The organism is Pantoea sp. y20 (assembly GCF_054903455.1).
On record NZ_JBUBNJ010000002.1, the window covers coordinates 97,990 to 119,417 of the forward strand.

Consider the following 21,428-nt stretch of genomic DNA (forward strand, 5'->3'; position numbering starts at 1 on the left):
CGCATTCCTGCGCACCGTTAAACTCCACGCACTTATCCCCGATCATCCTTTTCGCCGAGGAAGAAATACCACAGCGGAATCGACGTCAGCGCGGTAAATACCGTGGTGTACAACGCAATCATAAAGCCCTGCGTGATGTACATGGTCAGCGACCAATGGCTGAACGGAATGCCATATTGATCGATAACGCCACCGATAATCGCATTGCTCATTACCGTGCCGACAATCAGCGCCAGGATAAACAAACCGCGCAGGAAGTAGCGCATCTCTTTACGCTTCACGGCATATCGCGCGCGAATAATGCCCAGCGGAGATTGCTGTGAAGCCAACAGCGCGGCTTCATCGAGCGGTGCGCGTTGCTGTTTGCGCCAGCGCAGAATGTCCAGCAGCAGGAACGCCAGCAAACTCGCGCCCATCACCGGCAGCGCATAACCCAGCGCCAGCGCCACCATTAACCAGGCGACTTTGGCGTAATGCGGTAACGCCATCCAGGTTTCGGTTAGGGTCTGTGCCGGATTCGCTTCGACATCTTTTGGCCGACGAATCCACCACATGCGATAACCGAACACGATCATGCTGCATAAACCCAGGCCAAAGAACGCCAGCAGCAGCTGATTGGGTAAACCAAACAGCACGCCCATATGCGCATCAACGCCCCAGCGCGTCAGCTTCGCCACCAGCGGGAAACGGGCAAAGTAGACGTGATCTACCACGCTGAAATCCTGCGGATTCACCGACACCGCATCGACTCGCGTTGGCCAGCTGCGATCGATCTCCGTCACCGCCCACGCTTTATCTGCGCTTTTTGGCTGACGCAGTTCGAGCTTTGCCGCGCTCAGTCCATCCTGACGCGCCGCATTCAGCACGCGATCCCAGTCGGCATCAGCGGCGTTATTGCGCGCCGGTTTGGCGGGCGCTGCCGTTGGTTTGGTCATCGACGACATCGGCATACTCATGCCCGGCATATCCCTATCCGGCATGTGATCGGCGTGCGGATTGGCCGGTGCAGCAGGCGCATCGCTGTTGAGCGAAGTATTCACCTGTGGCGTCAGCCAGTTCAGTTCGGTACGCATGCGATCGATATTGCCGCCCGCCCACTGCGACCACGTCAGGCCGGTCACCGAGAAGAACACCAAACCGATCGCCAGCGTCAGACCGAGCGTAATGTGCCAGTGGCGGCTGAAGGCGAAACCGCTGCGCGGTTGCTTCAGCTTACGTTTCGGACGCGTTCCCAGCCACAGCACCACGCCGCCGAGAGCGGCCACCCACAGCCAGGACGCCGCCAGTTCGCTGTAGTTACGACCGAAATCGCCTAGCAGCAGGCTGCTGTGCAGTAAGTCGATGGTGGTGCGCAGCGGCAACACACCGCTGGTGCCGTAAACCGGCATATCGCCTTTCACTTTCAGGCTGTAGGGATCGATAAACACCGCGCGCGACAGTGATGCACCGAGCGTGGCGTCGCTGAACTGCACGCGCGTGGTATCCGTTGCACCCGGCGCAGGACGCACCGCGTAGATGTGCTGGTTTCCGCCCGCATAGGCACGGGCCGCGCTGATTTGAGCCGACAACGGCTGCGCGTTGCCTTGAGGTTCAGCGGTTAGCGCATCGGCATAAATCAGGTTTTCCAGCTGGGGCGTCAACACATAAAGCGTGCCGCTGAGCGCCGCAATAAAGATGAACGGGGCGACAAACAGACCAATATAAAAATGTAAGCGACGTAGCAAATTAAGCACCGCGCCGCGCGGTGCTGCAGAGTGAGCAGCAGACAAAGCCGTCTTCCTTCCAAAAAGAAATTGTCTTAGCACATCGCTCAGGCTGAGCGTGCGCTGCAATAAATGAGGTCAGCAGGAAAGCGGTGCAGGCGGGGCGCGCGGACGATGAATGCTGCTAACGCGACGCACAATCGGCGCAACCACGTGGGGCAGCGGCGGGGCGCGCGAGATCACCATAATCAGCCAGATAAACGGAATAAACACCCACATCAGGAGCGGGACATGCACCAGCAGATCACAATAGCCGCAGGCAAACTCGCCGTCGTCCATCATGTGATGGCTCATGCCGGGCATCGGCATATCCGCCATCATCATTTCATGATGGCTCATTGAGCTATTCATCATGCTGTGCTGCGGCATCGCCAGCAGCTGGCTTTGACGCTCCATCAACGTTTTCGACACAATCGGCGCGACGAACAGCAGCAGCACCGCCACAATGGCGACGCAGGCAGTCAAACGCTGGCGGAAGTGATGTGTAAACGTCATGGTTGCTAGTGGATGATTCCGTAAATGAGGCGGAAGTGTAACGCGATTGACGCTGATGGGTTAAAAAAATAGAGGCTATTTAAGAAAAAATTCGCACCTTTTGAAAATAGTCACTTAAAGAGATGCGACTGTTAACGTTAATGCAACCTGATAAAAACAGAGCGGAAACATAACATCGCGTCAGGAAATACCATTGATGACAAAGGTCAAGAGATGTACCATTCACCTGTACATGTTGGAGGTATTATGAACAAGTTTACTTATACCAGCGCCAGAGAGAATTTATCTCAGGTTTTGGACCAGGCGATTGCAGGCGAGGCCGTTGAAATTACTCGACGCAGCGGTGACTCAGCGGTTGTCATCAGCAAAGCCAGTTTCGAGGCGTATCGAAAAGCCGTACTGGATGCTGAATTCGCAGAGTTAATGGGTGAGTTTGATGCATCTAATAAAGCGTTAACAGATAGATGATTCACGTTTCTGCCGAGGAGGTTATTGCCCTTCACGATTACCTTTTAAAGCGTTATGCCGGTGTTGCAGGAATGTCCGATCCCGGAAGAGCAGAAGCTATTGTTGCCCGCGTTATTAATCGTGAATATTACGAAGGGATTCAGGATATTTTTGAGCTTGCAGCAACCTATTGGGTGGCAATCTCACGCGGGCATATTTTTGCCGATGCGAATAAGAGAACCTCGCTTAACGTAACCATGTTGTTTTTAAAGCGTAATGGAATACGCGTACATGACCGGCCTGAATTAGTCGAATTGACGGTCATGGCAGCAACTGGCGAAGCCGGAGTGCCTTATCTGGCAAACCAATTGCGCGCATTCTTCGGATCGCACTAACCACATTGTCTAAAAAATCGATCTTCCCAATCGCTCGGTAAGTTTCTCCAGCAGTGCGGTGCCCGCTAAAGAGTTGCCCGAATGATCCAGCGCCGGCGACCAGACGGCGATACTCATGTCACCGGGGATCACCGCGACAATGCCGCCGCCGACGCCCGACTTCGCCGGCATGCCCACGCGCCAGGCGAATTCCCCGGCACCATCGTACATGCCGCTGGTCATCATCAGCGCGTTGACCTGACGTGCCTGGCGCGGTGAGATCACCGCCGATTCATTATCCTGCGTGCGGCCATGATTGGCGAGATAGAGAAAGGTGCGCGCCAGTTCCTGGCAACTCATTGCCAGCGAGCAGTAGTGAAAATAGGTTTCCATCACTTTGCTGACATCGTTATGGAAGTTGCCGAAGGATTTCATCAGCCAGGCGATAGCAGCGTTGCGCGCTGAATGTTCGTATTCGGAGCGCGCGACGACGCGGTCGTAATGAATGTCATTTTGCTGCGCCAGACGACGCACAATTTCCAGCATGCGCTGGCGTGGTGCTGTCAGGCGGCTTTCCAGCAGATCGCACATCACCAGCGCACCGGCATTGATAAACGGATTACGCGGTTTGCCCTGTTCCAGCTCCAGCTGCACCAGCGAGTTAAATGCCTGGCCGGACGGCTCTTTACCGACGCGCTGCCAGATTTCGCCCTCTTCATACAAGGTAAGCGCCACGCTGAGCGACAGCACTTTGGAGATCGACTGGATGGAGAAGCGCGTCGCGGCATCGCCCGCCTGAAAACAGCGTCCGTCGGGCGTGCAAATGGCGATGCCGAGCTGATCGGCATCCACGCCGGCCAGCGCCGGAATATAATCCGCCACTTTTCCCTGCTGGGTGAGCGGACGAACTTCGCTGACAATCTCTTCTAGCAATGCATTACTGAGTTCCGACACCTTCACACTCCGTGTAACCAATATTGGCCAGGATGATGGTGATTTGCGCGCAGCGCGTCAATCGGCGGCGCAAAATTCTGTGAGCCTCTTGGGTGAAGCCTGCGTTACAGTGCGGGCTGATTTCATTAAATGTCGAGCCCGCGCGATGATAACTAACCTGTTTCGCGATTTCCCCGCCGCCGCACAGAACGGCAACGCAGAGACGTTTGAAGCGCTGCTGACGCAGCCCAATCTGCATATTGAACGCATCGTTTCTACCGGACAAGCCAGTCCGCCCGATTTCTGGTACTGCCAGACGCAAGGGGAATGGGTGCTGGTGTTACAAGGATCGGCAGGATTGCAGCTGGAAGGGGAAACGCAGGAGCGTCACTTGCAGGTCGGTGATTTTGTCGAGATCCCAGCTGGCTGCCGCCATCGCGTCAACTGGACCGACAGCAAGGGCCCAACGGTGTGGCTCGCGGTGCATTACGGTGCGATTCCGGTTAGCACAATCTGAAGTGAGAACCTCATCACATGCGAAAAATTCATTCCATGATATAAAATATGGAAAATTTATTTCAAATTGAGAGGATTCTATCATGTCATCGCTGCCGTCCTTAGAAACCTTGCAGCAGCAGGAAGCCGAGCATCGTTTACCGCAGTTTGATTTCGATTTAGCGTGGCAAATCGGCCAAAGCATCCAGCAGCGCGCGCGTGAAGACAATGCGCCTGTGGCTATCGAAGTCTATGCGTTTGGTCAGGTGCTGTTTCTGGCGGCGTTGCCAGGATCCGCCCCAGAAAATCTGGAATGGATGCGTCGTAAGCGTAATACCGTGCTGTTGACCGGCCACTCTTCGATGTATGTGGGGCTTATGAATGAACAGAAGGGCGAGCGTATGGCGCAGCAGCGCAATATCCGCCAGGAAGATTACACCGATCACGGTGGTTCTTTCCCGCTGCTCACTGCTCAGGGCGCGATTATTGGTGCAGTCACCATCAGCGGTTTACCGTCTGCAGACGATCATGCGTTAGCGCTGTGGGGGATTACTCAGCTGCTGCGCTGATGCATCGATAAAAAGGTCGCCATAAATGGCAACCCTTGTATCCTGAAAGTGTTGCTGGTTAGCGACCAGCAACGACTCTGAAAGGTAACCAGAAGCTCGGTGAAGAAACGCTATTTCATCACCGGTACTTTCAGCTTAGCGCCTGCGCCGGTGGCTTTGCGCAGATCGGCGACCTGGCTGGCTTTCACCTCGGCAGCCTGATTACCCCACGAATTCCTCACGTAGTTCAGCACATCGGCCATTTCCTGATCGTTAAGCTTCCAGGAGAATGCCGGCATGCCCGCGGACGTTGGTCGGTCTGCGGTGTGCGGCGCGCGGGCACCGTCCAGCAATGCGTGGATCATGTTGGTGGGATCGTTCTGCATCGCGCCATTGCCCGCAAAGGCGGGCACCATGCCGGTGATACCTTCACCCGACAACCCGTGACAAGCCGAGCAATCCACTTCATAGCGCAGTGCGGCCCGATCGTGACGCGTTTTATCCATCACGAATCCGGCGGCTTGCGGCGTGGAAGAAGCCGGTAAGCTGCGCAGATAAGTGGCGATAGCGTGCAAATCACGATCGTTAAAATATTGCGTCGAGTGCTCGACCGCTTCGGCCATTGGACCCGCCGCCACGCTTGCACCGTTCGAACCGGTTTTCAGGTAGTCAGCGATCTGCGCGTCGCTCCATTTGCCAATGCCAGCATGAGGATTCGGCGTAATATCCGGCGCGTACCAGCTTCCCAGATTGCCACCTTGCAGATATTGGCTACTGATTTCGCCGCCCAGCGCGTTGCGCGCGGTGTGGCAGACGCTGCAGTGCGCCGGACCATCAACAATATACTTGCCGCGATTCCACTCATCATTCTGCGCGGTTTGCTGCTTGAACGCGCTGTTATCGAAGAACAACAGGTTCCAGCCAGCCATTGCCAGGCGAATGTTGTAGGGGAAATTCATGCCCGCATTTTCATCGATGGCGTTGTGCACCGGTTTTTGTGCCGAAAAATAGGCCCAAAGATCGTGCATATCATCATCGCTCATCTGTGTATAAGCGGTGTACGGCATCGCCGGATAGAGGAAGCCGTGTTCGCCGCGTCCCTGACGCACCGCGTTAAAGAAATCGCGCTCGGTCATGTTGCCGATGCCGGTTTCACGGTCTGGTGAAATGTTCGAGGTTTGCAGCGCGCCAAAAGGCGTATCGATTGTGTAGCCGCCGGAGAAGTCCGCATTGTGACAGGCGGCGCAGTCGGCGAGGCGCATCACGTATTCACCGCGTTTAATAGCGGCATCGTCATTGCTGTGGAAATCGGCCAACTGCACGTTGTCGTCGGCAACGTTTGAGCGCGCGCTGTCTAACACCACCCACAAACGGCCCGACGCCGCGATGCCCGCAATCACCGCCAATGCGGCGAGCGTGTAGGTAATTTTCTTTGCTTTCGCCATGATTACGCCCCCACCAGCGGTGCCGGATTATGGATGTACTTCTGGTGGATCGCCTGCGCAGCACGCACCGCCAGCGCACCAATGGTGATGGTCGGGTTATAACCACCGTTGTTCGGGAAGGCGGATGCGCCGACCACAAACAGGTTGTGCGCATCCCAGCTTTGCAGATAGGGATTGAGTGCGGAGGTGCTGGGATCGCTGCCCATCACCGCGCCACCAATGGTGTGCGAGCTGTGCTGCTGGTACGGATTCCAGCTCTTCTCCGCCTGGTTATCCACCACGATATGCTGGCCGCCGGTCTCTTTCATGATGTCGATGGCGCGATCGGTAACGAATTTCGCCATGCGCACATCGTTCTGGTTCCAGTCGAACGTGGTGCGGATCAGCGGCTGGCCGTGACGATCTTTGTAGTTGGGATCGAGATCGAGATAGGCTTCGCGCATCGGCATCGAGGTGCCCTGACAGAAGATGGTACCGGCGGTTTGGTAATCGCGCTTGTAGCCCGCTTTCCACTCGCTGCCCCAGCGTTTGGTGCCGGGACGCAGGCCGTTCATGTTCTGAATTGGACGACCGTTGGTGGAGAAGCCCATGATGCCCGCGCCGCCGATGAAATCGAGATCGCTGTGGTCGAAGTTATCGCCGTTGAAGTCATCAATCTGCACCGCCAATGCGCCGCCGCCGATGAACGGGTTCATAAATTCGTTATCGAAGAAGCCGGTGACGCTGGAGCAGGTTTGATAGTTGTAGTTACGGCCAATGGTGCCGCGACCGGTCAGCGGATCGTATTGTTCGCCCACGCCGGAGAGCAGCATCAGACGCACGTTATCCATCTGATAAGCGGTGATGCAGACGATATCCGCCGGCTGGAAGCCCTCCACGCCATCCTGGGTGATAAATTTCACACCTTTCACCGTTTTACCGTCGTCATGCTTTACGGCGTGCAACACTTCCGTTTCGGTCAGCAGCGTGAAATTTGGACGTCGCATCAGCACCGGCAGAATGCACGCTTGCGGCGATGACTTGGAAAAGTTGCCGCAGCCGTGGAAGTCGCAGAAGCCGCAATAGGTGCACGGACCCATGCTGACGCCGAGCGGATTGACATAAGCTTGCGACAGGTTACCGGCAGGCACCGTGAACGGGTGATACCCCATGCTTTCGGTGGTTTTGCGATACTTGCTCATCCAGTGCGTATCTTTCAGCGGCGGGGTTGGATAGTCGCGTGAACGCGGGCCTTCGAAGATATTGCCGCCTTTTTGTGGCTGGCCGTTGAGATTGCCCGCGATACCGGAAGTGCCCGCAATACGCTCGAAGCGATCGTAGAACGGCGCCATTTCGTCGTAGGTCACGCCCCAATCCTGCAGCTGCAAACCCTGCATCTTCTTCGCGCCGTAGCGTTCGCGGGTTTGTTTCGCCACTTCAAAATCCCACGGCGTAAAGCGCCATGACATGCCGGCCCAGTGTGTGCCTGCACCGCCAACGTTCCAGCCAAACTGAAACGCTGACCAGTTACGCACCGGTGCCGCCAGCTGATCGCTGCGGTTGCGGAAGGTGGTGGTTTCCACGCTCATCGGCTGCAGGATTTTGCGACGCGTGTGGAAACGCAGTTCATCGGCATCAATGGCGACCGGGAAATCGGTCGAGGTATCGCGCCAGGCACCGCGTTCAATGGCGACCACGTTAAGTCCCGCGCGGGTGAGCTCTTCCGCCATCACCGAACCGGCCCAGCCTAAGCCGACGATGACCACGTCAGCTTTATTTCTTACTAATGACATTGACTCAGCTCCGGCTATTTAATCGTTAGGAATGAGGCTGACGGGAATAAGCGCCAGATTTTCGTTGCGGCGTTCGATATAAGGGCGATAGTCATAGCGTGCGCCGGGAAAACCGATCATCTTCCAACCCACCATATTTTTATTTCCGCCATAAATCGGATCCGCTAAATAGCTTTCGCGCGCGTTTTGCAGCATTAATTCAAACAGCGCCTGGCTATTCACGTCTTTTCCTAAATCGATCTTGCCGTCTTCCATTGCTGTCAGGAATGTATCGATCTGTTCAGCTGATAAGGTATGTAATGAAGCCTGATGCTGTTGCTGCGCCCACTTTTCCAGCGCGGCTAAACCGGTTAAGTAGCGCGCTTTTGGCGGGGTAAGAAATTGCGGGCTGCCCATCAATGCCGCTTCATTTTCCGGATGCAGCGGCGCCTGCAAATAGAGCGCCGCGCCAGAGCCATAATCACCGGCTAACTGGTTATCGAGGAATTCAATCGCGCCCGCTTCACTGGCGGAAGGGCCAAGGTCATCGGCGGGGATTAGGCGGTCAAAAATGGCTGCCAGATTCAGGCGATCCAGCGGATTGGTGAGCACCTGATAACCGTCTTGCCATGCCGGTTGCGGCAGGTGATCGGTGCTGAGTTGGGTTTCCAGCGGGACATTGTGCAGCTCTTTCGCCCGCAGCTGCGGCGCGACGGCGAGGGATGCCACAATTCCACTGAGCGAAAAGAGCGCTTCTCTTCGGTTCATACTTTTTATCCCTTAAACTTCAATAGATGAATATTGACAGAGCACGACGTTCAGATATTTCAGACGCAATGACCGTGCGCAAATAGCGCGCAGGCGCTAGCGACGAATCTGCGTTCGTTATTGTTTTTTCAGAGGTAGGGTAAATATACGGTCGCCATTTATGGTGACAGTATTTACGGGAAACCCGTTTATCGGGCTCCCTTTATGTTAATGAATATATTTATTCATATCTTCATAGCAGTGACGGGAAATATCCCATAAATCGTCTTCCCAGTTTTGCGGGCTTAATAATTCCGGTGACCAAACGCCGTCGTAGCCGGTAGCTTTTACCGCCGCCACCCAGGCGGCAATATCCACATCGCCCTGGCCTGGTGCGTAGTCGCGCTGTACCCACTCTTCCCAGGCTTCACCCGGCTTGGCCGCGCGGCCATCGCAGAAATGCACGCCGTAAATCAGATCTTTATCCATGCGCGCCACTTCAGCAGGCGTGGTGCCGCCGCCGGCATGCAGGTGCCAGAAATCCACCACCACGCCAAGATTGTCTTTGCCGCTCTGTTTAATCAGATCCAGCGCGTGTTGCAGCGAATTGAACGCGGTAAAGGCGACGACTTCAATCTGGAATTTGATGCCGTGCGGTGCGCCGATATCGGCGATGGCGGAGATATTCTTCAGCAGGATGGCATCACGCTCGGCGGCGGAAAGGTGATCGAGTTCGGTCAGCGCCATGATTTGCACCACCGGACAACGCAGTTCCACCGCGGCCTGGCAGATTTTTTCCGCTTCGCGCAGCAGCTCAGCTCGCGCTTCCGGCTCATGGCGGCCAATACGTTTCAGCGCATTGATGCAGGTAATATCGACGCTGTATTTCGCCATCAGATCGCGGTAGGCAGCATAGCTGCCACCGTTATCCAGATAGCGATACAGATGTTCTGGCAGGATCTCCAGCCCGCTAAAGCCAGTCTCATGGGCGATGCGTAACTGAGTGACGGCATTGCTGTACCAAACAGACACGCCATGCAACGACAACTTCATCTCTCCTCCTTGTTACCTCACGGCTTCAGGTGAGAGCGTCGAATACGCAATTCTCCCTGAGACCAAACGCCACCCGGAGTGGCACGTTCATCAATCAGCCGGTTCAAGGCTTCAGTGATGATCAAATCAATACGCTGGCTGAAGGTGGTGAGCTGCCAGCTGGGCAAGCTGGCTTCATCGATGTCATCGAAACCCACCACCGCCATGAATTTGTTGCCTGCACCTTCGCGCAAGGCCGCCAGCGCGCCGAGCGCCAGCACATCGTTTTCGCAAAACAGCGCTTCAACCCGCTGATCGGGCGCGTGCGCGTTGAGATACTCAGTCAACGCCGCGTAACTGCGTTCGCGGGCGTATTCACCGGCGGTGAGCAGCACTTCCAGCGCCAGGCCAGCTTGGTTCAGCGCAAGTTGCAGACCATCCAAACGCAGCGTGTGATGGCTGCTGGTGGCCGGGCCCATCATGTACCCGATGCGCGTATAACCTTGCGCCAGCAGCAGTTCGCCCAGCTGTTTGCCCGCCTGCAAGCCATCGATATTGACCACTTCAATATCCGGCTCGTCATTGTTACGGCACACCTGCACCAGCGGAATGTGGTGCATTTCACGCGCCACGGCGACCAGCTCATCACTCAACACCGTGCCGAGAAACAGCATGCCATCGACCTGCAGCTGATCGGCCAGCGACAGCACCGCGCGGTAGTTTTCACCGCTACCAATATTCAGCAGCAGCGCCATGTAGCCGCGCTGCTGTAGCTGGCGGGTGACGGTGTCGAGCATCAGCATCGAGTGCGGATTTTTCAGCTCGTCGATCACCACGCCAATAATCTGTGTCTTCTTCTGCGACAGGCTGCGGGCCAGCAGGTTAGGGCGATAACCCAGCTCGGTGGCAATCGCGATTACGCGTTCGCGCGCTTTCTCGGAAATTGACGCGCCGGGCGTAAAGGCACGCGATACCGTCCATTTCGAGACGCCAGCCAGTCTTGCCACATCGCTGGCGGTGGCTTTGTGAGATTTTGCGGTTGGTTTACTCATAGCACCTGCATAGGGGAAAAAGCGGAGACCCCAGCATTGAACGTGAAACCCAACGGAAAATAAACACCTAAGCGCACGCAATTAGCGTAAAGCGCGACAAATAACTCTGTTTTTAAGATGTTGCGATTATGTTTGATCTTTGCACCCGATTGCAACGTTTTTTGCAATCGGGTGCATTTCATTAACTTTTTGTGATCGATTTCGCTGATTTGCACTTTGCCAGATTGACTAAAAAGTCGTCTTAGCTGACATTTTGCTCACCACTACCAAGCAAATCTCGTTTTTACCTGTCGTGTGCAGCTTATTTTGCACCCGGTAGCAAAATAGTAAAACAGCTAAAAATTAATCTCTGACCTCTTACCTCAACCATTTTGCACCCGAGTGCAAAATAAACAGGAGTTGTTATGCTCATCGGTGAAAAGAGTATTCCACGCCCACTGCGCTGGGCCATGATCGGTGGCGGCCGTCTCAGCCAGGTGGGTTATAAACACCGTTGCGGTGCGCTGCGTGATAACACAGCGTATCAGATGGTGGCCAGCGCCTTTGATATCGATGCCGAGCGTGGCCGCGATTTCGGTGTCAACTTAGGGCTCGATGCGGATCGCTGCTACGCCACTTATCAGCAGCTGCTGGCTGAAGAGGCGAAGCGTGAAGATGGCGTTGAAGTGGTGTCCATCGCCACGCCAAACGGCACTCATTTTGAGATCACCAAAGCGGCATTGAATGCCGGTATTCACGTCATTTGTGAAAAGCCGCTGTTCTTCACTACCGCCGAAGCGCTGGAAATTAAAGCATTAGCGGCGGAAAAAGGGCTGATCGTTGGCGTGACCTACGGTTTCTCCGGCCATCCGCTGCTGATGCAGATGCGGGCGATGATCGCCAACGGCGAAATTGGTGATGTGCGCATGGTGGAGCTGCAATACACCCACGGCTTTAGCGCTAATGACAGCGCCGACAAATTTAGCGAAGCGCAAAAATGGCGCGTCGATCCGAAGATTGCCGGTCCGTCTTTTGTGCTCGGCGATATCTCGACGCACACCTTCTACATCTCCCAGCTGGTGTTGCCAGAACTGAAAGTGAAATCGCTGCTATGCGATCGCCAAAGCTTCATTCCGTCGCGCGCGCCGTTGGAAGATAACGCCATGGTGCTGATGCATTACGACAACGGCGCGGTAGGGCGCATGTGGGCCTCATCGATTAATGCCGGTTCGATGGACAGCCAAAGTATTCGCGTGATTGGTTCGCGCGCCAGCCTGGAGTGGAGCGACTACAACCCAGGCGAGCTGAAATATGAAGTGCAGGGCCAGCCGAATCAGATTATGCATCACGGCATGCCGTACCTGCATGAAAGCGCCCTGGCCGATGAACGTTTGGGCGCGCTGCACACTGAAGGTCTGGCGGAATCCTGGGCCAATATCTATCTGAAATTTGCTATCGCCATCCACGCCACTCAACAGGGCGACCAAACCACGCTCGATAACCTGATCTATCCCGATATCAACGCCGGAATTGAAGGTGTGCGCTGGATCGAAAACTGCGTGCGTTCTGCGGACAACGGCGCGAGCTGGGTTAACTACGAATAAGGATTGCCATGAAACTTTCGTTTTGTACCGATAGCCTGGGTCATCTGCCGTTTGAACAGATGCTGGATAAGTTGCTGGAGCTGGGTGTTTACGGCGTTGAGATGACGACCGGCGGCTGGTCACCAGCGCCGCATCTGCGTACCGAAGCGTTGCTTGGCAGCGCCACGCAGCGTCAACAGTTGTTGCAGGCGCTGGAGAGCCGCGGCATGTCGATTGCAGCGCTGAATGTGTCGGGTAATCCGCTCGATCCAGGCGAATTAGGTAACAAACATAAGCGCGATACGGAAAACGCGCTGGCGCTGGCCGGAGAACTGGGGGTGAAGAAAATCGTCATGATGAGCGGCTTGCCGCCCGCCAGCCCGCACGACACCATTCCAAACTGGATCACTTACACCGTAAGCTGGCCGCCGACGCTGAAAAACTGCCTCGATTATCAGTGGAATGAAGTGGCGATCCCTTACTGGCAAGGGCTGGTGCAGCGCGCTAAAGAGAGCGGCGTGGAGAAATTCGCGCTGGAGAACTTCAGTTCGATGTTGGTGTGGAATCCGGAAACCTTGTTCCGCCTGCGCGACGCGGTGGGTGAGATGGTGGGACTTAACCTCGATCCCAGCCATCTGCTGTGGATGGGCGCGGACCCGATTGCGGCAGCGCGCGCACTCGGCCCGGCGATTCATCACTGTCACGGCAAAGATGTGCGTCTGGAGCGCGGGCTGGTGGATATCAACGGTCTGTTGGAAACCAAACCGGTGGAAGATGTCGCCAATCGCGCCTGGAACTATGTTGCCGTTGGTTGCGGCCAGGATCTGCAGTGGTGGAAAGAGTTCTTCTCGGTGGTACGCATGATGGGCTACAACGACTGGGTATCGCTGGAAATGGAAGATCTCACCATGTCGGTGGAAGCGGGCGTAACCTCCTCGATTGCGGCACTTAAGCAAACCCTTAGCCAGTAATGTCAAATTCACGGCGGGCAACCGCTCGCCGTGTTCTGTACATCGAGCCTTGCCTGCCTGATAATTCGTGGTTCACCCACTATTAAGAGGCACGCCATGCTGGAAAACCATCCACAGCGCGACGAAATCAGGCTGGAAAATGTGCTGGCGGCGTTGGGCAATCCGATGCGCATGACGGTAATCAGCATTCTGGCGGACGGCGGCGAACATACTTGCGGATCGCTGCTGAAAGGCGTCTCCAAATCCACGTTGACCCATCACTGGCGTGTGCTGCGCGAAGGCGGCATTATCTGGCAGAAACCCTCTGGACGTGAAAATCTGCTGTCGTTGCGGCGCGACGATCTCGATGCCCGTTTCCCGGGTCTGCTTGATTCACTGCTAAGCGCCACTCAGCAAGATCCCCTGACCCGCATCACGCTGGATGATTTCCAGGTTAAATAACCCGCGCACGCCCAGCCAGCGTAGCCACAATCATCTGCAACCCCGCAATCACCAACAGCAGCATCAGCGGCCACTGCCAGTTGCCGCTGACATCATGCAGCAGGCCAAAACAGAGCGGGCCCAGCGCCGCTAATCCGTAACCGACGCACTGTGCCATGCCCGACAATTTCGACGCCTGCAAATGATCATGGGTGCGCAGATTAAACAGCGACAGGCAAATCACCATTGATGCACCGGCGCCCAGTCCCGCCAGAATCAGCCACAGCAGCGCGTATTGCGGTGCCACTAACAGTCCCGCGACGGCGATAAAAATCGATAGCGATGCGAGAAAACCGATCGTCCGCTGGTCGTGCATTTTTTTCAGTGCGCTCATGCAAGCCAGGTTCGAAACGATGGCCACAATCTGATAGACAAACAGCATGCCACCCGCTTCCAGCTGGCTAATACCGCTGTCTTGCGCAAAAGGCGTAAACCAGCCGATCAAGGTGTAAAACACCAGCGACTGGCAGGCCATAAACAGCGAAACCTGCCAGCCTAAGGCCGCGCGCCACGGTGAGCGCGTTGATGTGCCGTTGGCGCTGTTTTTGGTCTGAGACGCTGGTTTTTTCAGGTACGGTAGCCAGGCCAACAGCGCGATAATCGCCGGAATCAGCCACACCGCTAATGAGAGTCGCCAACCCGCGCGACTCAGCTCAGCCAGCGGCACCACCACGCCCGATGCAATGCTGGCGGTGATCGCCATGGTCATCGCGTACAAGCCAACATATCGCGCGGTGTGTTCAGTGAAATCACGCTTAATCAGCGGCGGCAGCAGCACGTTGGCCGCCGCAATCCCCGAGCTCAGGATGATCGTTCCCACCCACAACGCATTTTCACTGCCGCTGATACGCAGAATCGATCCCAGTGTGATGAGCAGCAATGCGCCCCATAAACTGCGCTCAAGACCAAAACGGTTGCCGAACCATGCTGCGGGTGGCGCTAAGGTAGCGAACATCAACAGCGGCAAGAAGTTGATCACGCCCGCCGCACTGGCGCTCAAGCCAAACGTCAGACGGATGTTTTCCAGCACCGGGCCAACCGCGGTAATAGGCGTGCGCAAGTTGGCCGCTGTCAGCAGCAGTAAGAACAGGAAAAAACCAGAACGACGCAGAGCAGGATTCGCAGATAAAACGGTATGGGTCATATTTTCGCACCATAGCAATGAGGCAGAGCGAGTCTGCTTATGGTGCGTTGGTTGACGTTAACGCTTACGCAGCGGCGATTAACTGCTGAAAGGAGGGCAATACTAACGAGGGGCTTTTAGGATGTAAAGTATCAAAACCCATCAAAGACAAAATCAACCGAGTCTTTAATCCGCTGGCGATACACACGTGCATCCATCACCTGATCGCCTAGAAGCGACACGCGCACACTGGCCATTTCGTGAGTCATGACCAGAAATTCCTCGCCTTCAACCTTGATTACCGGATTAAGTCGTTCAACTTGCTTTTTTTTAAACTGGTTTAGAGGGTAGAGCGGGATAACGATTCGTGACGCCAGTTCGCCGATAATCTCACTTTGAACGTCTACCAGATAAGGGTACTCGCTGTTCCTATTGGTATTGCGATAAATAAAATATTGCATGTCTAAAACGTCCTGTATTCATCCGACAATAAACCGTGTTCTTCGGTTATGCGATTGAGTTCCTGCAAACCTTCACTGTTTTCACGCTTCCATCTTTCCGCTTCGGTTGTGCGAATTTCATAATGTAAAGCTTTAGATAGGATGGCGGATAAATTGAGCCCTGCTTCTCTAGCCTGCTCGAGTAATGCAGGTTCAAGTGTCACGCTGACAGTTTTTTTTTGTCTTACGGCTGTAGAAGGCATAAATCCCCCGTGTAGTTAACACGTGTATAAATCAGTGTGGTGAGTATGGGTGAAATCTGAGCTTTCTGCAATGCAGCTTTCTAACGTGTTGTGGACTTTTAAAATTTCTAAACATGGTAAACCTTGCGCCATCGCTCATCCGCGTCCACCTTTAGTATTTCCCTTTTCCACAAATGGACGAACAATGATCTGGTTATGGAACGTGCTTATCTTGCTGGCAACCGTGGTGGTGATGGAAATCGTCGCGGCGCTGTCGCATAAATACATCATGCACGGTTGGGGTTGGGGCTGGCATTTGTCGCACCACGAACCGCACAGCGGCAAGTTTGAACTTAACGATCTGTATGCGGTGGTGTTTGCGGTGCTGGCGATCGTGCTGATCTATGTCGGCGTGCAAGGCATGTGGCCGCTGCAGTGGATTGGTGCCGGGATGACGACCTACGGCGCGCTCTACTTCATGGTGCACGATGGCCTGGTGCATCAACGCTGGCCGTTTCGCTATATCCCGCGCAAAGGCTATCTCAAGCGCTTATACATGGCGCACCGCATGCATCATGCAGTGCGCGGGCGTGAAGGCTGCGTGTCGTTTGGTTTCCTCTACGCGCCACCGCTCAATAAGCTGCAAGCCACGCTGCGTCAGCGCCACGGGAGAAAAATCAACGAGGACGCTGCCACAGACCAGCCGGACGTGGCGCCGGACGAGCCACACGCGAAGTGATCGCCAGGCCGGCCCCTTTCACCAGCAGCGCCAGTTTTTCGCCGCGGCTGGTGCGCTGTCGTGAATCCCAGGCGTGAACACCGGCGTGCTGAACTTTCACCCCGATTTCGCGATAAACACCGCGTGCCGTCGCGATGGCCCACGCCGAGCGCAGCGGCAAACCCGGCAAGCCGAACCGCGCCGAGTGATAATAGGGTTCCGCTTCCGTCACTAAACGCGCAGCCAGCGTGGCCAGCGCCGCACGATGTTGCGGTGCTGTCAGCGTATCGGCGCTTAATCCCGCCTGATCGAGCCAGGCTTGCGGCAGATAGCAGCGACCATTTTCGGCATCTTCGACGATATCGCGCGCAATGTTAGTAAGCTGGAACGCCAGCCCTAAATCGCAGGCGTGATCGAGCACCGCTTCGTCGCGCACGCCCATTACGCGCGCCATCATCAAACCGACTACGCCCGCGACGTGATAGCAGTAACGCAGCGTGTCGTCGAAACTCGTATAGTGTTCGTCGCGCGCATCCATGGCGAAGCCTTCCAGATGATCAAACGCCAGCTGTTGCGGCAGTTGATGAATAAGCGCCACTTCCTGAAACGCCCTAAACGCCGGTTCATCCATGTGCGCGCCGCTGTAGGCGCGGCGGGTTTCAATCTGCAGATGCTGCATGCGTGCCTGTGCATCTTCGACCGCATGCTGCGTGCCGCCTTCGCCCAGCGTTTGCCCATCAATCACATCGTCACAATGACGACACCATGCATACAGCATCAGAGTGCTGCGGCGTGTCGGTGCATCAAACAGCCTGGCGGCGGTGGCGAAACTCTTCGAGCCTACCGCCATGGTTTGTGTCACTTGCTCGAGTAAAGGCTGTCGATTCATTCAGTGCGATCCTCCAGCATCAGCTGAGCGGTGGCCTTGGCGGAACCAATTACGCCGGGCACGCCCGCGCCTGGATGCGTACCCGCACCCACCAGATAGAGATTGCTGATATCGGCATCGCGGTTATGCGGTCGGAACCAGGCGCTTTGCGTCAAAATTGGCTCCAGCGAAAACGCCGAGCCGTGATGGGCATGCAGCGTGTCGCGAAAATCAAACGGCGTAAACATTCTGTGTGTTACTAATTGCTGACGTAATCCCGGCATGTAGTGCTGCTCCAGATAAGCAAAAATTCGATCGCGCAAGCGCGGTCCTTCCTGTTGCCAGTCGATGTCAGCGGTGCCGAGATGCGGCACCGGCGCTAACACATAAAAGCTGCCGCAGCCGGGTGGTGCCAGCGACGGATCGCTGCTGCAGGGCGCGTGCAGGTAGAGTGAAAAATCCTCTGCCAGTTGGCTGCTATTAAAAATCTCATCAATCAATTCGCGATAGCGCGGACCAAAACAGACGGTGTGATGCGCGAGCTGTTCATGCGGCTGATTGAGGCCAAAATAGAGCACAAACAGCGAGTTGCTCATGCGCTTACGCTTCAGCGATGTCGCACGTTTCATTGCTAGAGGATGATGGCGCAGCAGTTTGTCGTAGGTATGCACCACGTCGGCATTGGAGGCTACGGCTGCGGCATCGAAGCGTCGTCCATCCTTTAACTGGACGCCGCTAATACGATTTTCATTGGTTTCCAGCTTGCTCACTTCGGCATTCAGTAACAGCTCGCCACCCAGATCCTCAAACAGTCGCGCCATGCCCTTCACCAGCGCGCCGGTGCCGCCGCGCGGAAACCATACGCCCCATTCACGTTCCAGCGCATGAATTAAGGTATAGATTGATGACGTTGCAAAAGGATTACCGCCCACCAGCAATGAGTGGAAGGAAAACGCCTGCCGCAGGTGGTCGTCCTGAATAAATTTCGCCACCATGCTGTAGACGCTGCGCCACGCCTGCAAACGTCCAAGCTGCGGTGCAACACGCAGCATGTCACGCACCTGCAGAAACGGCACCGTGCCGAGTTTCAGATAACCCTCTTTGAATACCTCGCGCGAATAGGCGAGGAACTGACGATAACCGGCGACATCCTGTGGATTGAAGGTAGCGATCTGCTGCTCCAGCAGCGGCTGATTGTTGTCGTAGTCGAGCTGTTTGCCATCTTCCCAACACAGGCGATAGAAGGGCGTGACCGGCATCAGCTCGACGTAATCGCTTAGCGATTTTCCCGCCAGCGTGAACAACTCTTCGATGGCGCTGGGATCGGTGATCACCGTAGGTCCGGCATCAAAGGTAAAGCCGCTATCTTCAAACACATAGGCGCGTCCGCCCGGCTTGTCGCGCTGCTCGAGTAAGGTGGTTGGTATGCCCGCCGCTTGCAGGCGAATCGCCAGCGCCAGGCCGCCAAAGCCTGCGCCAATCACATAAGTGCGTTTCATTTTTTCTTCCCTGGTTCGACAGAATTCAACAGCGCGTGCAGCGCTTCACCGATGGGCACCGGCGGCTTGCCGCACAGAATCCGCGCTTTATCATGCAGACGAAGTTGTCCGGCGTAAAAGCGGCTAATTAACCCGGCATTGAGCCGGTAAAAACGTTGCATTACACGCCAGCGCTGCTGCGGCTTACCGGCCAAAAACAGCATGCGGTTCAGCAGGCGGAAAAATCGCTGCTCGCGCCACTGCTGACGGGCAAAGCGTTCGATGTGTTGACTGAGCGTGCGGGCATCGGTGGGCAACAGCGTGGCTATCAACTCCGCCAGCGCCACGGCGGACGGTAAAGAATAACCGGTTGTCGCGTGAAACAGTCCGGCGCGCAGGCCGCTGCATGGCTGGCCGCGCTGCTGTTGCCAGAATCGATCAATATCGCCGCTCAGGGTAATCGGTAATATGCCATGCTCTTCACGCAGCAGCGTGCCAGGCCGCCAACCTTGCTGTTTGGCATAGTCAGCGATGTGCTGACGAGCGGAGTTCTCCGCCAGCGTAGGTTGATTAACGTAATGCGTATCTTCAATCAGTAACCGATCGGCGCTGAGCGGCAGCGTGTAAACAAAACGATAGCCCGCTTGCTGATCGACGGTGGCATCCATCAGGATCGGCTGCTGCAGGCCGTGCGGCTGCGCCAGCTGCCACTCTTGTCCAAGAAACACCTGATAACCCAGCTGCAGATGCGGCGTTGGCTGCAGGCCGCGGCCATCAATCACCACCTGCGCATCAAGTTCACGCCCATCCGCCAGCGTCACCTGTGTGGGTTTTACCTGTTTAACGGCAGCATTTGTCCACAGATCCTCACCCATCGCCGCGAGTAGATGCCGGGCAAAATCGCCTGACGCGATGGAACAATAATCCCCGTCCAGGTTGCGGCGCAACGCGGGAAAACGCACCTGATAGCCAGGCCAACGCGCCGTGATCAGCGGCTGCAGCCAGCGCAGCTGATCGGCGCTAAGATCGCTCTGATGAAATGACCAGGTATGATTGCCTGCCGGATGTGCGTCGCTCTCCAGCAACAGGCATTTGAGCTGCGGCTGCAGTTGGCGCAGACGCAGCGCAATCAAACCGTTTGCCAGTCCGGCACCGACCAGAATCACATCGTAGTGCGCACGCATCAGGTGGCCTCCGCCAGCACAACTTGCTGCTGGCACAGCGCTTGTTCGACGATGTCGGCCGCACGCTGGCAACCGCCTGCGCGCTGCAACTGTGCCTGTATCGCTGACATCCGTAACGCGTAGCGATTGTCGGTAAGTAATTGTTGCAGATGCTGCTCCAGTTGATGAACGCGGTTAAAGCGCGATGCGCGCCGTCCAACGCCATGCCACTCAATGCGCGCTGCCACGCCGGGTTGATCAAAGGCAATTGGCAGCGCCAGCATTGGCGTACCGCATTCCAGTGCTTCCAGCGCGCTGTTTAATCCGGCATGAGTAATAAAAAGCTGCGCGTGTTGCAGGGCGGCACGTTGATCGACAAAATCCGTCACCCACGCTGCACCAGCCAGTTGCAACTTGTGCACCTGATCGGCGTTCAATCCCCCACAATGAGCGATCACCAGCGAAAGTTGCTGGCGGCGGCACGCCTGTGCCAGATGCAAAAACAGGCGGAAGCGATGGCCTTGCAGCGTACCCAGCGAGGCGTAAACCACCGGCTGGCGCAGCGCCGGCCAGGGCGCATTGAGCGGCGCTGCCGCAAGCGGCGCGCGCAGTTGTCCGACGGCGTGATAGCAGGCCGGCAGTTGCTGACGCGGAAAATCAAAGGCGGGCACCATCTGGCTGATTTGTGCCAGCGGCGAAAGGCACTGATGCAATCCGCGCCGCTCCGTCAAATTGAACGCCCGCGCGTGTTTGAGGATGACGTCGCCGTGGCGACGCATGATGCGATCATAGATATCGCTGCTAGCCTGAAAACGTTTCAGCGCTTTTTCATCCTGAGCATAACGGAAGGGCATCACCGCCAGCGGAATGCCGGCTTCACGGTTGACCGGTAGGGCGCAGGCCACCGAAACAAACGGCAGATGCAGCGCTTCTGCGACCAATCCGCCTGCTGCTTCCATTTCATCAGCGATCACACCATCAATGTTCAACGATTTCAGTACCGCTGGTAGTTCTCGGCACAGCATATCGGTGCAGGAGGCGAGATCGTTGATTACGCGAAACAGCGACAGGCCGCCCGGCGAAGCCAGCCGATGCAGCACGGGCGCCAGCGAACCGGCCGGATGCGTTTGCTGGCCTACTGCAACGAAATTAATGCGTTCGTCGCTGAGCAAAGTGCGGGCGTCGGCTTGCTGGATGAAGGTGATGCGATGGCCACGCGCCAGCAGCGTTTGTGCTAACGCCTGCAACGCGTGAAAGTGGCTATAAAGCGGCGGCGCGATCACCGCAAAGTGGCCCAACGG

At 56.0% G+C, this 21,428-nt stretch carries 23 protein-coding genes; 8 read left to right on the forward strand and 15 right to left on the reverse strand.

What is annotated here, in order from left to right:
• Positions 1–32: 32 nt before the first annotated feature.
• Together ACYAC5_RS20230 and ACYAC5_RS20235 are read right to left on the reverse strand one after the other, a co-directional pair.
• Entirely contained in the window at positions 33–1,769 is a 1,737-nt protein-coding gene (locus tag ACYAC5_RS20230; RefSeq protein WP_462063257.1) for a DUF2534 family protein, read from the reverse strand.
• A 72-nt stretch (positions 1,770–1,841) separates the two neighbouring features.
• Positions 1,842–2,258: a DUF2946 domain-containing protein gene (locus ACYAC5_RS20235; RefSeq protein ID WP_336767956.1), complete on the reverse strand. Its 417-nt coding sequence runs from the start codon at positions 2,256–2,258 to the stop codon at positions 1,842–1,844.
• A 246-nt stretch (positions 2,259–2,504) separates the two neighbouring features.
• On the opposite strand from ACYAC5_RS20235, the gene ACYAC5_RS20240 reads away from it, so the two are divergent.
• Both ACYAC5_RS20240 and ACYAC5_RS20245 read left to right on the forward strand, forming a co-directional pair.
• A complete protein-coding gene (locus ACYAC5_RS20240; RefSeq protein ID WP_110867236.1) occupies positions 2,505–2,726 on the forward strand; it encodes a type II toxin-antitoxin system Phd/YefM family antitoxin in 222 nt (73 codons plus the stop codon).
• Positions 2,723–3,100: a type II toxin-antitoxin system death-on-curing family toxin gene (locus tag ACYAC5_RS20245; protein ID WP_271460590.1), complete on the forward strand. Its 378-nt coding sequence runs from the start codon at positions 2,723–2,725 to the stop codon at positions 3,098–3,100. The genes ACYAC5_RS20240 and ACYAC5_RS20245 overlap by 4 nt, the downstream gene beginning before the upstream one ends.
• A gap of 9 nt (positions 3,101–3,109) precedes the next feature.
• On the opposite strand, the gene glsB is transcribed toward ACYAC5_RS20245, so the two are convergent.
• Positions 3,110–4,033, reverse strand: coding sequence for a glutaminase B (gene glsB, locus ACYAC5_RS20250; RefSeq protein ID WP_354466722.1), 924 nt, complete (start codon positions 4,031–4,033; stop codon positions 3,110–3,112).
• A gap of 145 nt (positions 4,034–4,178) precedes the next feature.
• On the opposite strand from glsB, the gene ACYAC5_RS20255 reads away from it, so the two are divergent.
• Both ACYAC5_RS20255 and ACYAC5_RS20260 read left to right on the forward strand, forming a co-directional pair.
• Positions 4,179–4,529 (forward strand): cupin domain-containing protein, encoded by a 351-nt coding sequence (locus ACYAC5_RS20255; RefSeq protein WP_192414734.1) that lies wholly within the window; start codon positions 4,179–4,181, stop codon positions 4,527–4,529.
• Positions 4,530–4,611: 82 nt separating this feature from the next.
• On the forward strand, positions 4,612–5,076 hold the full coding sequence (locus ACYAC5_RS20260) for a heme-degrading domain-containing protein (protein WP_210080080.1): 465 nt from the start codon (positions 4,612–4,614) through the stop codon (positions 5,074–5,076).
• A gap of 110 nt (positions 5,077–5,186) precedes the next feature.
• Here ACYAC5_RS20260 and ACYAC5_RS20265 read toward each other — a convergent pair whose 3' ends face one another.
• From ACYAC5_RS20265 to ACYAC5_RS20285, 5 genes are all read right to left on the reverse strand, one after another.
• Positions 5,187–6,500, reverse strand: a complete 1,314-nt coding sequence (locus tag ACYAC5_RS20265; protein ID WP_462063261.1) for a c-type cytochrome — start codon at positions 6,498–6,500, stop codon at positions 5,187–5,189.
• A 2-nt stretch (positions 6,501–6,502) separates the two neighbouring features.
• The gene (locus ACYAC5_RS20270; protein ID WP_101761127.1) at positions 6,503–8,272 is read right to left on the reverse strand and encodes a GMC family oxidoreductase; all 1,770 of its coding nucleotides are present in this window, start codon (positions 8,270–8,272) and stop codon (positions 6,503–6,505) included.
• An 18-nt stretch (positions 8,273–8,290) separates the two neighbouring features.
• Complete coding sequence (locus tag ACYAC5_RS20275) at positions 8,291–9,019, reverse strand: gluconate 2-dehydrogenase subunit 3 family protein (protein ID WP_101761126.1); 729 nt, start codon at positions 9,017–9,019, stop codon at positions 8,291–8,293.
• A gap of 207 nt (positions 9,020–9,226) precedes the next feature.
• Positions 9,227–10,051 (reverse strand): sugar phosphate isomerase/epimerase family protein, encoded by an 825-nt coding sequence (locus ACYAC5_RS20280; protein ID WP_462063263.1) that lies wholly within the window; start codon positions 10,049–10,051, stop codon positions 9,227–9,229.
• A 17-nt stretch (positions 10,052–10,068) separates the two neighbouring features.
• Positions 10,069–11,082: a LacI family DNA-binding transcriptional regulator gene (locus ACYAC5_RS20285; RefSeq protein WP_462063265.1), complete on the reverse strand. Its 1,014-nt coding sequence runs from the start codon at positions 11,080–11,082 to the stop codon at positions 10,069–10,071.
• 404 nt (positions 11,083–11,486) lie between these two features.
• Between ACYAC5_RS20285 and ACYAC5_RS20290 the strand changes: the two genes are divergently transcribed.
• From ACYAC5_RS20290 to ACYAC5_RS20300, 3 genes are all read left to right on the forward strand, one after another.
• Positions 11,487–12,665, forward strand: a complete 1,179-nt coding sequence (locus ACYAC5_RS20290; protein ID WP_110867019.1) for a Gfo/Idh/MocA family protein — start codon at positions 11,487–11,489, stop codon at positions 12,663–12,665.
• 8 nt (positions 12,666–12,673) lie between these two features.
• Positions 12,674–13,615: a sugar phosphate isomerase/epimerase family protein gene (locus ACYAC5_RS20295; RefSeq protein WP_192413442.1), complete on the forward strand. Its 942-nt coding sequence runs from the start codon at positions 12,674–12,676 to the stop codon at positions 13,613–13,615.
• A gap of 96 nt (positions 13,616–13,711) precedes the next feature.
• Positions 13,712–14,056: an ArsR/SmtB family transcription factor gene (locus ACYAC5_RS20300; RefSeq protein WP_222212224.1), complete on the forward strand. Its 345-nt coding sequence runs from the start codon at positions 13,712–13,714 to the stop codon at positions 14,054–14,056.
• Here ACYAC5_RS20300 and ACYAC5_RS20305 read toward each other — a convergent pair.
• The 3 genes from ACYAC5_RS20305 to ACYAC5_RS20315 all read right to left on the reverse strand — a co-directional run bounded on the left by ACYAC5_RS20305 (position 14,049) and on the right by ACYAC5_RS20315 (position 15,921).
• Entirely contained in the window at positions 14,049–15,239 is a 1,191-nt protein-coding gene (locus ACYAC5_RS20305) for an MFS transporter (RefSeq protein WP_462063268.1), read from the reverse strand. The genes ACYAC5_RS20300 and ACYAC5_RS20305 overlap by 8 nt on opposite strands.
• A 131-nt stretch (positions 15,240–15,370) precedes the next feature.
• Complete coding sequence (locus tag ACYAC5_RS20310) at positions 15,371–15,679, reverse strand: CcdB family protein (RefSeq protein WP_137387189.1); 309 nt, start codon at positions 15,677–15,679, stop codon at positions 15,371–15,373.
• A gap of 2 nt (positions 15,680–15,681) precedes the next feature.
• On the reverse strand, positions 15,682–15,921 hold the full coding sequence (locus tag ACYAC5_RS20315) for a type II toxin-antitoxin system CcdA family antitoxin (RefSeq protein WP_137387190.1): 240 nt from the start codon (positions 15,919–15,921) through the stop codon (positions 15,682–15,684).
• Positions 15,922–16,105: 184 nt separating this feature from the next.
• Here ACYAC5_RS20315 and ACYAC5_RS20320 point away from each other — a divergent pair, with 184 nt between their 5' ends.
• Positions 16,106–16,639, forward strand: a complete 534-nt coding sequence (locus ACYAC5_RS20320) for a sterol desaturase family protein (protein ID WP_101761117.1) — start codon at positions 16,106–16,108, stop codon at positions 16,637–16,639.
• Here the strand turns inward: ACYAC5_RS20320 and crtB are convergent.
• Genes crtB through ACYAC5_RS20340 form a run of 4 tightly spaced genes read right to left on the reverse strand, consistent with a single transcriptional unit; the run spans position 16,578 to position 21,425 of the window.
• On the reverse strand, positions 16,578–17,507 hold the full coding sequence (gene crtB / locus ACYAC5_RS20325; RefSeq protein ID WP_462063270.1) for a 15-cis-phytoene synthase CrtB: 930 nt from the start codon (positions 17,505–17,507) through the stop codon (positions 16,578–16,580). The two genes, ACYAC5_RS20320 and crtB, sit on opposite strands and share 62 nt — an antisense overlap.
• A complete protein-coding gene (locus ACYAC5_RS20330) occupies positions 17,504–18,985 on the reverse strand; it encodes a phytoene desaturase (protein ID WP_309837246.1) in 1,482 nt (493 codons plus the stop codon). The genes crtB and ACYAC5_RS20330 overlap by 4 nt, the downstream gene beginning before the upstream one ends.
• On the reverse strand, positions 18,982–20,148 hold the full coding sequence (crtY, locus tag ACYAC5_RS20335; protein WP_309837248.1) for a lycopene beta-cyclase CrtY: 1,167 nt from the start codon (positions 20,146–20,148) through the stop codon (positions 18,982–18,984). The genes ACYAC5_RS20330 and crtY overlap by 4 nt, the downstream gene beginning before the upstream one ends.
• A complete protein-coding gene (locus ACYAC5_RS20340) occupies positions 20,148–21,425 on the reverse strand; it encodes a glycosyltransferase (protein ID WP_462063273.1) in 1,278 nt (425 codons plus the stop codon). The genes crtY and ACYAC5_RS20340 overlap by 1 nt, the downstream gene beginning before the upstream one ends.
• Positions 21,426–21,428 lie beyond the last annotated feature (3 nt).